Source organism: Gemmatimonas sp. (genome assembly GCF_036405635.1).
Lineage (GTDB): Bacteria > Gemmatimonadota > Gemmatimonadetes > Gemmatimonadales > Gemmatimonadaceae > Gemmatimonas.
This window is the reverse complement of the sequence record NZ_DASWXE010000066.1, coordinates 1-14,705: the sequence shown is the minus strand read 5'-3', so window position 1 is coordinate 14,705 and position 14,705 is coordinate 1. Positions and strand designations below refer to the sequence as shown.

Here is a 14,705-nt window from a genome sequence, read left to right as displayed (position 1 = left end):
GCACCACGTCCGGTGTCACGCGGCGCGGCGGGCATCGCGGGAACGGGAGGACCACCGGCCGGTGCAGAAGGCGCGGCAGCAGGAGCCACCGGTGCCGGTGTGGCGGTACGCGCGGGCACCGGTGTTTCAGCCACCGTGCTGCTCGGCTTGTCGGGCGGCGTCTCGACGTAGGTCAGCCGCTCTTCGCGATTGACACCGTCGTCGCCAAACGGCATCCACGACGGGATGCCATATCCCAGCGTGAGCACCTGCACCACCACCAGCGCCGCCACCACGTGCACACCAACCGCGATGAGCAGTGGCTTGGGTGAGCGGCGCTCACGGCCCCCGGCACCGCCGGCGCGGGCGCGCTCGCTGATGCGCGCCCGCGTGGGCACACGCCCCTCACCTTCCGATGACACCTGCTGGTGCGTCGGACCCGTTCCGTCGTTGGACGGCGAAGGCGGGAGGGGCGGAGTCATCACTCAAAGATACCCGATTTGAGCCGGGGTGTGCCGGTTTGCGACGGCATTTCCGGCTTGTGGAGCGTCACCCGGCCACGACCGGGTTGGACACACGACTGATTCCCACCAGCTCCACCTCGACGACGTCGCCGGGGTTGATGCGCTTGGTCCCTGCAGGAGTGCCGGTGGCCACGATATCCCCCGCCTCCAAAGTCAGGTACTGTGAGATGTACTGCAGCAGAAACGGGATCTTGAACACCATGTCGGCACCGGTGGCCCGCTGCGCCACCTCACCATTCACCCGCGTGATGAGCTCGATCCCGTCGAGATCGTCGGGCACCGCGCCTGGCACGCCGAGCGGACAGAACGTGTCCATGCCCTTGGCCCGTGCCCACTGACCGTCGTTCTTCTGCAGGTCACGCGCGGTGACGTCATTCAACGCCACGATGCCACCGATAGCCGCCCGTGCTTCCGCTTCAGAACCCGCCTTGGACAACCGAGCGCCGAGCACCACCGCGATCTCGCCTTCGAACTCGATGTGATCCGACACCGGATGCAGCACGATGGGTTGCCCCTCGCGAATGATCGAGGATGACGGCTTGAGGAAGAGCAGCGGCTCCTTTGGGACGTCGTTGCCCATTTCACGGGCATGGGCGACGTAGTTGCGACCCACACACACGATCTTGGATGGAGCGGTCATGTTCCTGGCAGATTCGAGTCGGGAGGTGATGGCGACTGACGGGGTGGTGGCAAGTGCGTGCACGGCCCACCCCACGAATCTTACCGCGCGCTCCGGTAGAACGCTGACACCTGAGCGCGGATATCACCCCACTTGCCGATCACACGTTGCGCCGGTGGCAGGCCATTGAGCAGAGCGCGGCCATAGCGCTTGGTGACCACGCGCGGATCGCTGAGCACCACCACACCGGCATCGGTGGCGGTGCGAATCAATCGCCCGAATCCCTGCTTGAGCCGCAGCGACGCATGGGGCAGCATGTATTCCACGAAGGCGTTGCCACCACGCGCATCGATGGCTTCGCACTGCGCCGCGACAATGGGCTCGGTGGGCACACGGAACGGCAGCTTGGCAATGAGCAGGCCACGCAAGGCATCCCCCGGCACGTCGATGCCTTCCCAGAACGTGGCGGTGCCCAGGAGAATCGCCCGTCCGGATTCGCGAAAGCGTTGCAGCAACTGGTCGCGCGGCTCCTCGCCATGCACCAGCAGCGGCCAGCGGCCAGCCAGTCCCTGTGCACGCATCCATTCGGCCATCTCGCGCACGTCACGATGACTGGTGAACAGGCCAAACAGCCCACCGTCGCTGGCGTGCGCCAAGTCGTGCAAATGCCGTGTCACCGCCGCGAAGTGTTCACGCGGCTGCTCATTCGGTGCCGGCAGGTCGGTGGGCACCACCAACAACGCCTGCCGCGGATAATCGAACGGCGATGGGAAGATCGCTGAACGAACCGGTGCGCTGCTGCCTGCCAGGCCGAGACGTCGCTCGAGAAACTGAAAGCCGCCATCGGTGGAGAGCGTGGCACTCGTGACGACGGCCGTCTCCACGCGACCGAACAGGTCATCGCGCAAGACGGGCGCGAGATCGAGTGGCACACAGTGCACGGCGAGGTTGCGTTCATGTGCCGTGGGCTTGCCCTGAAACTCCATCCACCGCACCACCGCCGGACCGTCTGCCGGTGGCATCAGTCCCTTCATCAGCGCATCACCCGCGTTCTGCAGGCGACGGATGACCGCGCGCACTTCATTGAGCGTGGACGACAGCTCTTCGAGACGCGACTGATCGCTCTCGAGACGCGTCTGCACCATGGCGAGGCCTTTCGCGATCGCGTCGATCTCGTTGAGCAACTCCTTCAGTGTATCGGCGATGCCATTGCGCCAGAGATCGAGTTCCTGAAAGGACTCGGTCAACCGCATCACGCCACCGCCCTGCTGCTCCAGCACCGCACCCAGCAACTCGAACAGCAACTGCGTGCGGTCACGCGCCGTGAGCACACTCGAGAATACACTGTCGCGCAGCATGTCCATGCTGGCTGTGCTGAGCAGATCATTCCTGCCAGAGAGCTTGGCGGCCAGTGTAGGCAGCAAGCCCTTGCCGCGCCGTTCGAGTCGATTGAACAGGCGGGACAACGCACGACGCGTGATGGAACTGCCGAGGTGTGAACCCGCGGCCTCCTCGAGATGGTGCCCCTCGTCGATCACCAGACGCTTGTACGCCGGCAACACCGCGGAATCATCCCAGTTCTGCACCTGACGGCGCACCGCCACGTCAGACAGCAGCAGATGATGATTCACGACGACGACATCGGCGGCAGCGGCTTCCTTGCGCGCCTTGAACAGAAAGCAGTCGTTGTAGTGCTCGCACTTCATACGCCCACACAGGTCGGGCTCGGCGGAGACTTCATCCCACACTTCTGCACGAGGAGCCGTGGGCAGATCGGCCAGCGATCCGTCCTGGGTGCGGGTGGCCCATTCGGCAATCGTCGCGACATCATCGCTGACATTGTCGTCGAACAGCGCGGCGCCGGCGCCCTGCGCGACAGCGAGCCGATTGAGGCACAGGTAGTTCCGCCAGCCCTTGAGCAAGGCAAAACGCACGGGCTGATCAGACAGCGCGCGTTGCAGAAACGGCAGGTCTTTCGCGACCAGCTGCTCCTGCAACGTGATCGTGGCCGTCGACACCACGGTGCGTTCACCATTCGCGGCAGCCCATCGCAGCGCCGGTACGAGATAGCCCAAAGACTTGCCGACGCCGGTGCCGGCTTCGAGCAAGGCCACGCCACCCTGATTGAAGGTGGTTGTGACGGCCGTAGCCATCGCGCGCTGACTGGGGCGGTCTTCGTAGTCACGCACACCGTACACGCCGCGCATAGCCTGCGCGACCAGGCCGTACGGACCGAGGGCCACATCGACCGCATCGGGATCGACGGGCACGACCTGCTTACCGCGCGGCACCTCGGCCACGATGTACACACGCGTGGCCTGATTGTTGACGATGCCGAAGCCCACGCCGTTGCCGTGCAACCGGAATGCGACTTCGAGATCGGCGTCGCTGGGCGTGAGTTCGCCCGACGGGTGGTTGTGCAGCAGGAGTTCACCGCGCTCCGCCACCCCCGGCAAAGCCAGTACACTGCTCACATCACCCGCCGCCACCTTGCGTGCGGTGGTGAGAATGCCGTCGGCATCCACCGTGCACACAAAGCAGACCTCATTGCCTCCGTGCAACGTGATCTGCGTGCGAATCGCCGCGGCGGCCGCCTTGGCCAGCCGCGCTTCACCCATGCTCACGACAGTGCGGTCACGTCTTGCGCGGCTTCTTCTTGGCGGCCGGGAAGAGGACGTTGTTCAGGATGAGACGGTATCCCGGGGAGTTCGGATGCAGCGACAGATCGGTGGGTGCGCTGCCGATGGCGTGCTGCGGGTCCTCGGGGTCATGACCGCCGAGGAAGGTCCAGGATCCCTTACCGTAGTCGCCATGCAGGTACTTGGTCCATGGCGCGCCTTCTTCCTGTGCGAGCACAGTGACCCCGGGCTTCACCACCGCACGATTGAAGCTGGTGGTGACACCATAGAAGTCGGTGATGACGGTGCGATGATCCTGCACCAGCATCGTGGCCACGGGATCGAGCTTGGCACTGAAGCCGAACAACGAGAAGGTCCCCAACGGCTGACGACGCGACGGCACGTTCACCTGGTGCCCATCGATATCACTGAGCGCGTTCACGTACGGTGACGGCTCGACGTGTGCGCCGGCAAAGGCCAGTGTGCGCGTCCAGTCGAGCCGAGCATCGGCATCGGCTGCTGGCGGCGTGCCATCGGAGAACGGCCCGGCGATGTCCACCATCAACGAGGCGATGGACAGGTCGAGTGATTCGGTGGCACCACACATCGCAAACAGAAATCCACCACGATCGACGAAGGCGCGAATGTTTTCGGCGACGCCCTTCTTGAGCCCCGGCACATCGTTCTTGCCGAACCGACGACCGGTGGCCAGGTCCTTGTCGCGCTGCGCCACGAACCAGGGGGCATCGCGGTAGGCGAGATAGAGCTTGTTGTACTGACCCGTGAAGTCCTCGTGATGGAGGTGGACCCAGTCGTACTTGGACAGGTCGCCCTTCATCACTTCATCATCCCACACCGAGCTGAACTCGATGCCGGCGTAGGTCAGCGCCAATGTGACGGCATCGTCCCAGGGTGGCTGGTCGACCGGACGATAGATCGCAATTCGGGGGGCCCGCTCGAGCACCACGGCATCCATGTTGCCGCCGGCAATTTCCGCGCGTGCAGCGGCCACCTGCGCGTCCGTCATCGCCTCTACCGACACACCATCGAGCGCGGCCTTCTTGCGCAGGTCGGGCACATCGGGCAGCAGGAAAGCGCCACCGCGGTAGTTGAGCAACCACTCCGCCTTCTGCCCGCCCTTGATGGCGGTGTACGTCACGCCGTACGCCTTGAGATGATTGCGCTGGGCGTCGTCCATGGGCAGCAGCAGATGCTGCGCCGCGACGGAGCGAGCCGACAGCACGACGAGCAGTACCGCCAGCATGTGCCATACCGGCAAAGCCGACCAGTGTCGCGCCGTGGATCTGGAGTGAGTCATGGACATCAGGGGAATCTAGACACGGGCGCCAGCATGCCACCGGCAACATTGCCCGGCGGCACCTGCCCCTTGAGGCGTTCCAGTTCGCGACGGCCCTGCGGAGCCAGCGCACTGTCTGTGTACTCCACGAGCATCTGTTCGAGCTTCGCCACCGCGCCGGGCTTGTCACCGGCGTCACGCAGCACGCGCGCCCAGGCGAGCAACGACTCCGGGGCTTCGGGGCTCTTGGGATATTCGCGCACAATACGATCCCACAACGTTGGCGCATTCGCCGCAGGCATGAGGCGCGCGGCGTGGGCGAGCACCGCCGGCGCTGCCGTTCCCACCGAATCGGCGAGCGTCACCATCATCTTCGCGGCGCCCGCCGAATCCCGCTTGGCAATGGCGAGAAACGCCGCCCCGAGCATGGGCGACCGATCCAGGCGGATGCGCGCCAACAGCCCCAGTGCATCCACCAGCTCCGTACGCTGCGATGCAGCGCGGACAAGCCGCTTGCGCGCCGTGGCGAGATCGCCGTCGTAGAGCGCGATCCAGCCGACCATCTCGTCGTCTTCCTCGAGATCCGTACCGGCCATCGCCGCGCGCGCGCGCGTGAGATCGCCGGCACGCAGCCACCCCATCACCAATGGCCGCGCGATCGCCGCTCGCGCATTGAGATCGAGGGCTTTGCCATCGCGTTCGAGCAGGGCCTGCGCCTCTGGCATCCGCCCCAGTTCACCGAGGGCTGCGAGTTCGAGGCCGAGCAGTGCCTGCTTGCGGGCACGTTCATCCGCCGTGGACGGTGCCCGCAACAACGTGAGGGCGCCAGTGGCATCTCCAGCCCGGAGTGCCGCATCGGCCGCACGACGCTGTGCTTCCAGCGAACCGGGGTTACGCGCGAAAATCGCGCTCCATGCGTCCCGTGCCACCAGCCATGACGATGTCTGTTCGGCATGCTCGCCGAACTCGCGCCATGCGGCAAGTGTGGAATCGTCTGGCGGCAACGCGCCGATCGCCGCCCACGCACGCCGGGGTTCTCCCCACGCCGTTTCCAGCGATGCCAGCAGGCGACGCGGACGCAACGAGGCCGGCTCGGCGGAAAGCACCGCGCGAATGGAGTCACGCGCCGCAACCGGCGCGCGCTGCATCCCATAAAGCCCCGCTGTCTCGAGCCACGGCTGGTTCGTCAACGCGTCGCGGTACGATTTTGCGGCCGCTTCCCAGCGATTGAGTGAGACGTTGAGCTGCGCCGTCTCTCCGGACAGCGCGGCATTGCGACCGAGCAGTCTCGCGGCGTCACCGAGTATGGAATCGGCGGCGAGTGAACGGCCGCGCTGCAGCAACAGGCGTGCATACTCGCGATATGGCGCGGCATCACCGGGGCTGGCTCGCCGCCAGCCGAGGAAAGCGTCGCGGGCCTGATCGTCACGGGCGAGCGAGGTGAGCGTGCGCAGCAGCACCGTACGCGCCGTGGGGTCGGTCGGGCGAAACGTGAGGACACGCTCGGTCACCGGCACGATGGAATCGAGTAGTCCTTGCTCGTTCATCACGCGCTCGAAGCCCAGCATGGCGAGCGCGATGCGGTCGCCATCGGGCGGCGTGACCGCCAATGCTTTCTGCAGCACCTCCCGATAGGCCGCGCCGGCGCGCTTGAACTCACCCTTGTCCTCGGCGTCCATCGCGCGCGATAGCGCATCGGTGGTATCCGCCGCAGCAAAGGTCGCAGTGGCGGTGCCGCCGGATTGTGCGAACAACGGAGTGGCGCGCGACGCCGCGAGCGCCAGCGCGATGACCGCGCCTAGCGCCAGGCCACGACGTCGCGGGCGATCATTGCGGCGCGCTGCCATTGAGTCGACGGAAGTACTCGATCACGATGCGACGCTCTTCGGGGCCAAGACCACGCAGCTCGTTCCACGTGGGCGGTGCGAACTTGTTGGCGGCGCGGCCGGACTGCGGGCCATCGATACGACCCATGGAGCCGTTGCCATTGGCAGCCTTGCCTTCACGCGGGCCCTGATCGTCGCGCTCGTCCTGCTCCAGGAAACGACCGGCATCCAGCAGACGACGATACAACTGCTGCTGACGCGCTGCGGTGTTCGGGTCGACACCGCCGCGTTCAATCTGTTGCGCCAGCGTCTGCGCCTCACGGGCCAAAGCATCGGTGCGACCGGTCTGGTCGGCATCGGCCACGTCCATGAGATCACGCGCGACGGCACGCTGCTGCTTCGCCAGCACCCGTGCCTGCTGTTGCGCCTGATCGCCCTTGGCGCCGCCCGGCATCATGTTGAGGCCCTGCATCTGGTTGTTGAGCTGCCCCTGCTGCTGGGCCAGCTGCTTGAGCTGATCCATCATCTCCTGGAAGCCCGACGCCGACTGCGCACCGTTGACCTTCTCGCGGTCACGCACGAGGGAGCTGAGCGCCTGGTTCAGCGCTTCGGCCGCATCCTTCATCGCGTTCTGTGCCTGCTCGTTGCCGCCCGGCTGACTCTGTTGCTGCATGGCCTGCGTCGCCTGCTGCACGCGGCGCTGCGCATCACCCATCGCCTTCTGCGAACGCTGGGAGAGCAGCGATGACGTGCGACCAGCCTGCTCGAGGCGTTCCGCCGCCTGCTGCACGCCCTGCTGCAACGCACTCTGCTCACCGGCCATCCCTTGCTGACCTGGCTGGCCCTGCTGCCCCTGACGCATGCGCTGTTCGAGATCGGCCTGCTGCCGCGCGAGCTGCATGGTCTCGTTGATGGACTGGTCGAGCTGATCGGAGAGCTGCCCCTTCCACTCGTTCACCTGTGCATCACGCGCGGCGGCGAGTTGCTGAGCGGCTTTGTCCATGGCGTCGGCTGCCCGGCGTGCCTGATCACCGGCGCCGCCTTGCTGACCTTGCTGGCCCTGTTGTCCCTGCTGGCCGGCCTGCTGCTGGCCTTGTTGTCCCTGCTGACCGCCCTGACCCTGCTGTCCTTGCTGCCCCTGACGGCCTTGCTGGCCCTGCTGTTGCTGCCCTTGCTGACCCTGCTGGCCGGGCTGCTGTTGACCCTGCTGACCTTGTTGTCCCTGTTGCTGCTGGCCTTGCTGGCCCTGTTGACCTTGCTGGCCCTGCTGCTGTTGGGCCATCTGCTGTGCGCGCTGCTGCGCCTGATCCATCGCACGCTGCTGGGCCTGTTGCTGCGCCTGCTCCTGCGCGGCCTTCTGCATCGCCTCGGACGCCTGATTCACCATCGGCTGCGCTTCGCGAGTCTTGGTCGCCCCTTCACGCGCGCCAGACTCCTGCAACCGCTTGGCCAGCGATTCCACTTCGCGTTCAAGCTGCTTGGTCTGTTCGGCAAGCGCTCGCGAATCCTGAGGGCCTTGCTGCTGCGCTCCCTGTTGAGCGCCTTGCTGCTGACCGCTCTGCGGCTGGCCATTCTGCTGCCCCTGACGCGGCTTGCCTTCCAACTGGTTGGCGAGCTGCTGCTGCGCCTTGGCCAGGTCGCGCGCATCATCACGCAGCGTCTGCATCGCACCTTCGAGTGCGGCGCGCTTCAACATCTCGGCGCTCTTTTCCAACTGCTCGCGCATCTGCTTCTGCTGCTCCGACAACTGCTGCATGGACTGCTGCGCTTCCGTACCGCTCAGCCGATCGCTGCTCTTGTTCAGGGCCTCGAGCTGCTTCTGCATCTCGGGCGTCATGGCATCGCGCAGCATCTTTTGAATGTCGCGCATGCGCCCCGCCAGTGCAGTGTCGAGTGCGTTGGCGTTCTTGAGCCGCGATTCCAGCTCCTTCGCGTTCTGGCGCAGTGAGTCGACCTTCGCGCCGAGCTGCTGCTGCTCCTGCGCCAACTGCTTGGCCTTCTCGGCCGCCGAGAACGTCATCGACTGGCTCTTGGCCCCGTCGCTCTTGGAACCGCCCGTCTGTTCGTTGGAGCCCTGCAGTTCACGACTGCGTGACGCGTCGCTGGTGTTCTGCTGCAGACGGCGCTCCTGCTGCGCGAGCTGCTGCGCACGGGCGGCCAGTGAATCGGCCATCGCTCGTGCAATCGCGCGCTGCTCCGACAGCGTGGGCACACGCAGGATGACTTCTGCGCTCTGCGACTGCTGACGCCACGGCGAATCGTCGGTGGCGATCGCGGTCACGTGCAGCTTGTCACCGGGCAACAAGCCGCGCCCATCGAGCGAGAGCGTGGCGCCCCCTTCGAACACCGGCGACGCGGGTGCCGCGACATCGATGCGCTCGCGCGCGCCGCTGCCGTCACCTGCGGCGGCTTCACGCCAGACCTGCAGGTGGATACGCCCCACCCCATGATCGTCGCCCGCCATGACAATCACCGGCACCGAACCGGTTGGACCAATGGCCGTATCGGTCACCGGCGCGACGATGCTCACCGACGGTGGCATGTCGGGAATGATGGTGAACGGCAGCGCATCAGGCAGTTCCGGCGGCAGCACGGCACCGTCGGCGCGCGGCGTGGCCGATGCGCCCCAGCGCCACTGTTCGTCGCGATCGATCACGATGGCGCCCGTTGCCGGCACCACATCCTTGGTCGTTTCGGTCGACGTGCCGAGTGCGATCGTGTCGCGGCCATTCGTCAGGAACGCCGCACGCGCACCGCCGCGCAGGGTGACATGCACATGCACGCGCGTGCCACGCGGCACACGCAGTGGCGGCACCGGCTCCAACGTCTCTTCGGCGCGACCGAGATACGCGGGATACTGGGCACGCAGCGCAACATCACCGATCCAGCCACGATCTTCCACGACGAGCTGCGCTGCGAGTTCCGGCGCGCGCCCGTCGTTCACCCGAATGAGTGTCTTGGCGCGCACGGGGCCGAGGGCGAACGGCACAACACCGGATGCTGAAACGGACAGCGTCGTGTCGCGCCAGGCTTCGCCTTCGGCACGCCGCGACACCACGATTTCGGACCGCCCTGACGCCACGATGCGCAGCGTGAGTGGCATGCCACGCGGCACGCTGGCCGGCACACGCTCGAAGGCGAGGGCCGGCAGCAGCGTGCCATTCCACGCCCGCACCGGGTGCTGCACCGCCGCGAGGCCGTCGGGCGAGACACGGGCGGCCATCACCACCATCAGCAATCCGGCGAGGGCGAGCGCCCCGCCAATCACCGCCTCTTTCGAAAACTGGCGCGCCGCTTCCGGCGCCAGCTGCCCGGCCTTGAGGCGGGCCGCCACATCTTCTGCCGCACGCGCACCAAGCACACCGGACGACGCCACTTCGAGTGCGCCACGCAGGGAACCAGCGCGCAGCTGCTGCTCACGTTCGATGGTGCCGGCCAGCGCCGACACCGAGAGCTGCGTCACGTGTTGCTGGTGGCGCCAACGGGCCACTGCGGCGGCGCCGCCAATGGCCAGGATCCAGCCCAGCGCAGGAACGACGCGCGGCCAGGTCATCCAACGGCCATCGCCCAAGGCGAACACCAGCACCGCCAGCACGACCAGCATCATCGCCACGGTGATGAGCACCGCGCCGCTGGTCGCCCGCAGGTGCAACGCGCGTTGTTCGCCGGACAGGCGGGCATCGAGCGTCGTTCCGGCGGCGCCATTCGACGCCCCTCCGTTCATGCGCAGCGCTGGTGCAGTCATGCCTGGCTTGCTCTCGTCGACTCGATGAAAAACTGCGGGATCACGGCTGCACGCGGCTGGTGGCCGCGTACGTGAACAGGTTCACGCCCAGGCGCAGGGCCTGTTCGTGCAGCACGGGCGGGTCGGCATAGGTGCCCACGTCTTCCCAACCGTTCCCGAGATCCGTCGAGAAGGTGTAGTAGACCGCAAGCCGGTTGCCGATGAAGATGCCATACCCCTTCGCGGGCTTGCCGTCATGCTCATGCACCTTTGGCGGCCCGTTCTGGAAATCGTAGACGAGATGGTAGATCGGGTGCGAGTACGGCACCTCGACCAGCGGGCGATCGGGGAACACCTTCGCCATCTCGCGGCGGAAGGTGTCATCGAGCCCGTAGTTGTCATCGGCATGCAGGAAGCCGCCGCGCGTGAGGTACTCGCGCAGGCGCTTCACTTCGGTGTCGGAGAACTTCACCTCGCCGTGCCCCGTCATGTGCAGGAACGGGTAGTCGAACAGCGAGGAGTCGGTGAGCTTGACCTTGGCTTCCGTGCGCTCGATGGGGAGCGACGTGCGATCGGTGATGGCCTTGATCAGGTTCGGCAGACTGGACGGGTTGCCGTACCAGTCACCACCGCCTTCGTATTGCAGGCGTGCGATCGCGAGTCGTCCGGGGCCGCGAAATGCCATCGTGGCCAGCGGCAACAGCGCGCAGACCACGAACAGGGACCACCGGGCGAAGCGCTGCGAAGACCGCATGGGCGACCGCATAACGGATCAGGTGTCGTGAGCGAGACGGTAGGCGAGATTACGACTGGCGCCGTGTTCGTCCATCAGCGTCCGCACGATGTCGCGCGGGCGGAAGCCTTGCTCACGCAGGGCATCGGCGACCGCGCGCAAGCCGTCTTCCGACGCCTCCTCCGCAACGGCACCAGCCAGGACCAACACGATTTCCCCGCGTGGAGGAGTCGCCTCGTAATACGCGGCGACCTCCGTGAGCGTTCCGCGGCGAACTTCCTCGAAATGCTTGGTCAACTCCCGTGCGACGGCCACGTGACGCTGCCCACCGGTAATCTCCGCGATGGCACGCAATGTGTCCACCAAACGGTTCGGTGATTCGAACAGCACCACGCTGTGTGGCAGACGTGTGGCGAGGGCGAGCTGATTCTCGCGGTCCTTGCCTTTGCGCTCGAGGAAGCCGAGTACGGTGAAGGGATGAGGCGCGAGTCCGGATGCCACGAGGGCCGCCAGCGTGGCCGAAGCGCCCGGGATGGGGACGACGCGCAGCTCGGCGGACGTGACCGCATCCACCAGACGCCCCCCCGGATCGGACACGAGAGGTGTTCCCGCGTCGCTGATCAGGGCGATGGCTTCACCGGCCCGCAGCCGTTCGACGAGTCGGGGGGTGACGCTCGCCTCATTGTGCTCGTGCAGGGCCTGCGTGGGGGTGCCGATGCCGTAGCGGTCGAGCAGCGGCCGGGCGTGACGCGTGTCTTCGCAGCAGATCAGCGCCGCCTGCTGCAGCACGGCGAGCGCGCGCAGCGTGATGTCCCCTAAATGACCAATGGGGGTGCTGACGATGTGCAGCGCCCCCTTGGTGATTGATTCAGGCCACAGGGCCACCGCCTGGGCGGTCAGGTCGGAAGCGCGTGCTTCCTGCCCAACCGCCCCGTCGGTGCCAGAACCGCTCAGACGTGCTCCTTGAACTTCGCTTCCAGGGCCGGACGCGGGACCGCACCCACCACCTGGTCCACCAGCTTGCCGTCCTTGAAGAACAGGATGGTCGGGATGGAACGCACGTTGAAGCGCGCGGCCGTCCGCTGGTTGTTGTCCACGTCGAGCTTGGCCACCTTGGCCTGACCGGCGTACTCCGTCGCCAACTGCTCGACGATCGGCGCGATCATACGGCAGGGCGCGCACCACGTCGCCCAGAAATCGACCACGGCGAGCCCTTCATGCTGCTCGATTTCGCTCGCCCACGTATCGTCCTTCACTTCCACTGCGTTGGCCATCGTGTGCTCCGTTTAGAATACGGGACCTGTCACACCCGATCCCTCGACCGACCATGACCGATTCCATTCGCCGCGGCACGAGCATCGCCCATATCGGCATTGCCGTCCGTGCCCTCGACGAGTTGCTCCCCTTCTACCGAGATGTGCTCGGCATGCCTGAAGTACCCCTCGACGACGCCGACGGTGCCTCGATCGTGGGGCTGGCCGCCGGGGAATCGCTGGTGGAGCTACTGCAGGCACAGTCCGAAGACACCCCCATCGGCAAGTACGTCGCCAAGCGGGGCCCGGGCATTCATCACGTCTGCTTTGCGGTGGACGACCTCGACGGCACACTGCAGAAGTGCCGCGACGCCGGGCTCCGACTCATCGACGAAACGCCGCGCATCGGAGCGGAGGGAAAGCGTATCGCCTTCCTCCATCCCAGTGCGACCGGTGGTGTCCTCGTCGAACTATCCGAATACTAGTCGGCGTGTCCAGCGGAGCCAGCCCGGGTCGTTTGGGCTGGCTTCCGGGCCGCGATCAGGCGGAGGTCAGCGGCAGAAATCGCGCAGCTTGGCCACGTCCACGTCTTCCACGAGCCAGCGGCCACCGGGGCCCTGCACCGTCGTGAAGGAGGTGCGGGCGGATGCACCGCGCTTGGTCAATTCCACCAGGAATTCCTGACGCCCGCCGGTCACCAGCCGTGCGCGGTCTTCCGGATAGGTGGCCTTGTCATGCTGAATCAGGCACTGCATGACGATGAGCCGCTTCTCGAGCTCCTCGCGCTTGAACTGATCGCGCGCCAGGCCCTTGGTATTGCCCCAGAGGGCCGCCATGCCCTGCAGGTCCTGTGCATTCACGGCCTTGAGAAACCCGTCGATGGCTCCCTTGGGGGTGGAGCTGCCAAACGTGGACGGGTCGTCGTTGGTCACCGACGGCACCGGTGCGGCCCCCGGCAGGTTGGTCGTGGTCGACACCGCCTGCTTCGCGCAGGCGCTGAGCAACAGCATGGCTGTCGCCGCCGCGAGTGACTGGCGCAGGATCCGCGGCGCGCTGCGTCCTGCATCGCGCCGATCGTTCGATATTGTTCCGGGCACCAGGGCCTCCTTTCTGCCTGATGTGAGGCGTGAACTACCGCGTGCTGCTCACGCTGCTAACCTATCCGTACCACCGCAACTGGGCACCCCACCGGGATTCCGAGGCTTACCCCGCAGATGGATCTTCGCTACCAGCGTCTCTACGTGAACATCGATCATGTGGCCACCGTCAGGCAGGCCCGCCGTGGACAGGAGCCTGATCCGGTAGCCGCAGCGCTCGTGTGTGAGCGCGCCGGCGCCGATGGGATCACCGCCCACCTTCGCGAAGACCGACGCCACATTCAGGACGACGATATTCATCGCCTGATGGCGCAGGTCACCACGCTGCTCAACTTCGAGTGCGCCACTACTGACGACATGCTCTCGCTCGCCGAAACACTTCGGCCCGCCCAGGTGACACTGGTGCCCGAGCGTCGTGAGGAGATTACGACCGAAGGTGGGCTGGACGTGATCCGTCACGAGGCGATGCTGCGCGACGCCATCGTGCGCCTGCGTGCAGCTGGCATCCGCTCGAGCCTGTTCATCGACCCGGAGCGTGAGGCGGTCGATGTGAGCCTTCGCATCGGGGCCGACGCCGTGGAGTTGCACACGGGACAGTACGCGCACGCCCCGCGCGATCCGGCCCCCCTGCGGGCCCTGCGTGAGGCGGCTGCCCACGGCGGTGCCATCGGCATTGCCGTGCACGCCGGCCATGGCCTGTCCATCGCCAACGTCGGACCGGTGGCGGCGATCCCCGAGATCGAGGAGCTCAACATCGGGCACGCCATCGTGGGACGCGCCATCTTTGTGGGACTCGAGTCGGCAGTTCGCGAGATTCGCGTGATGATGGACGACGCGCGCGCAGCTGATCGGTTCTAGCAGGCTCTGAAGGCTTTCAGGTCGTGTTGCTTCTCTCCAGCCCTTCCCCAGGAGCGGGTTCCGCATGAGTGCACCGCAGGCCCTCATCGAGTTCTTCCAGAAGGAAGCGGTCGAGTATCTCGATCGCCTCGACCAGCTCATGAGCGATGCCACCCAGGCGGCGCCCGATGCGGCGGC

Annotated in this window: 11 protein-coding genes and 1 pseudogene; 2 read left to right on the top strand and 10 right to left on the bottom strand. The window is 66.2% G+C overall.

Annotated elements, in window-relative coordinates:
- The 9 genes and pseudogenes from VGE27_RS04835 to trxA all read right to left on the bottom strand — a co-directional run.
- Positions 1–461: pseudogene (locus tag VGE27_RS04835) on the bottom strand (hypothetical protein); the annotation flags it as partial.
- A 67-nt stretch (positions 462–528) separates the two neighbouring features.
- Positions 529–1,143: a fumarylacetoacetate hydrolase family protein gene (locus VGE27_RS04830; RefSeq protein ID WP_331048503.1), complete on the bottom strand. Its 615-nt coding sequence runs from the start codon at positions 1,141–1,143 to the stop codon at positions 529–531.
- Positions 1,144–1,223: 80 nt separating this feature from the next.
- Positions 1,224–3,740: a helicase C-terminal domain-containing protein gene (locus VGE27_RS04825; RefSeq protein WP_331048502.1), complete on the bottom strand. Its 2,517-nt coding sequence runs from the start codon at positions 3,738–3,740 to the stop codon at positions 1,224–1,226.
- Positions 3,741–3,756: 16 nt separating this feature from the next.
- On the bottom strand, positions 3,757–5,064 hold the full coding sequence (locus tag VGE27_RS04820; RefSeq protein WP_331048501.1) for a hypothetical protein: 1,308 nt from the start codon (positions 5,062–5,064) through the stop codon (positions 3,757–3,759).
- The gene (locus VGE27_RS04815) at positions 5,064–6,884 is read right to left on the bottom strand and encodes a hypothetical protein (RefSeq protein ID WP_331048500.1); all 1,821 of its coding nucleotides are present in this window, start codon (positions 6,882–6,884) and stop codon (positions 5,064–5,066) included. Before VGE27_RS04815 ends, VGE27_RS04820 begins: the two co-directional genes overlap by 1 nt.
- Positions 6,865–10,608, bottom strand: coding sequence for a hypothetical protein (locus tag VGE27_RS04810; protein WP_331048499.1), 3,744 nt, complete (start codon positions 10,606–10,608; stop codon positions 6,865–6,867). Before VGE27_RS04810 ends, VGE27_RS04815 begins: the two co-directional genes overlap by 20 nt.
- 40 nt (positions 10,609–10,648) lie before the next feature.
- Positions 10,649–11,341 (bottom strand): DUF4159 domain-containing protein, encoded by a 693-nt coding sequence (locus VGE27_RS04805; RefSeq protein ID WP_331048498.1) that lies wholly within the window; start codon positions 11,339–11,341, stop codon positions 10,649–10,651.
- An 18-nt stretch (positions 11,342–11,359) separates the two neighbouring features.
- Positions 11,360–12,205 (bottom strand): 16S rRNA (cytidine(1402)-2'-O)-methyltransferase, encoded by an 846-nt coding sequence (gene rsmI / locus VGE27_RS04800; RefSeq protein WP_331048497.1) that lies wholly within the window; start codon positions 12,203–12,205, stop codon positions 11,360–11,362.
- Positions 12,206–12,270: 65 nt separating this feature from the next.
- On the bottom strand, positions 12,271–12,594 hold the full coding sequence (gene trxA, locus VGE27_RS04795) for a thioredoxin (protein WP_331048496.1): 324 nt from the start codon (positions 12,592–12,594) through the stop codon (positions 12,271–12,273).
- A 53-nt stretch (positions 12,595–12,647) separates the two neighbouring features.
- Here trxA and mce point away from each other — a divergent pair, with 53 nt between their 5' ends.
- A complete protein-coding gene (gene mce / locus VGE27_RS04790) occupies positions 12,648–13,058 on the top strand; it encodes a methylmalonyl-CoA epimerase (protein WP_331048495.1) in 411 nt (136 codons plus the stop codon).
- A gap of 66 nt (positions 13,059–13,124) precedes the next feature.
- Here mce and VGE27_RS04785 read toward each other — a convergent pair whose 3' ends face one another.
- A complete protein-coding gene (locus VGE27_RS04785; protein WP_331048494.1) occupies positions 13,125–13,670 on the bottom strand; it encodes a hypothetical protein in 546 nt (181 codons plus the stop codon).
- A 117-nt stretch (positions 13,671–13,787) separates the two neighbouring features.
- On the opposite strand from VGE27_RS04785, the gene VGE27_RS04780 reads away from it, so the two are divergent.
- Positions 13,788–14,528 carry a pyridoxine 5'-phosphate synthase gene (locus VGE27_RS04780; protein ID WP_331048493.1) on the top strand — a complete coding sequence of 247 codons (741 nt, stop codon included), beginning with the start codon at positions 13,788–13,790 and terminating at the stop codon, positions 14,526–14,528.
- Positions 14,529–14,705 lie beyond the last annotated feature (177 nt).

Bases quoted from the DNA above. Each gene is read 5' to 3' on its own strand.
- VGE27_RS04825 (WP_331048502.1), bottom strand. From the start codon at position 3,740: ATGGGTGAAGCGCGGCTGGCCAAGGCGGCCGCCGCGGCGATTCGCACG.
- VGE27_RS04815 (WP_331048500.1), bottom strand. From the start codon at position 6,884: ATGGCAGCGCGCCGCAATGATCGCCCGCGACGTCGTGGCCTGGCGCTA.
- VGE27_RS04820 (WP_331048501.1), bottom strand. From the start codon at position 5,064: ATGTCCATGACTCACTCCAGATCCACGGCGCGACACTGGTCGGCTTTG.
- mce (WP_331048495.1), top strand. From the start codon at position 12,648: ATGACCGATTCCATTCGCCGCGGCACGAGCATCGCCCATATCGGCATT.
- VGE27_RS04805 (WP_331048498.1), bottom strand. From the start codon at position 11,341: ATGCGGTCTTCGCAGCGCTTCGCCCGGTGGTCCCTGTTCGTGGTCTGC.
- trxA (WP_331048496.1), bottom strand. From the start codon at position 12,594: ATGGCCAACGCAGTGGAAGTGAAGGACGATACGTGGGCGAGCGAAATC.
- VGE27_RS04810 (WP_331048499.1), bottom strand. From the start codon at position 10,608: ATGACTGCACCAGCGCTGCGCATGAACGGAGGGGCGTCGAATGGCGCC.
- VGE27_RS04830 (WP_331048503.1), bottom strand. From the start codon at position 1,143: ATGACCGCTCCATCCAAGATCGTGTGTGTGGGTCGCAACTACGTCGCC.
- VGE27_RS04780 (WP_331048493.1), top strand. From the start codon at position 13,788: ATGGATCTTCGCTACCAGCGTCTCTACGTGAACATCGATCATGTGGCC.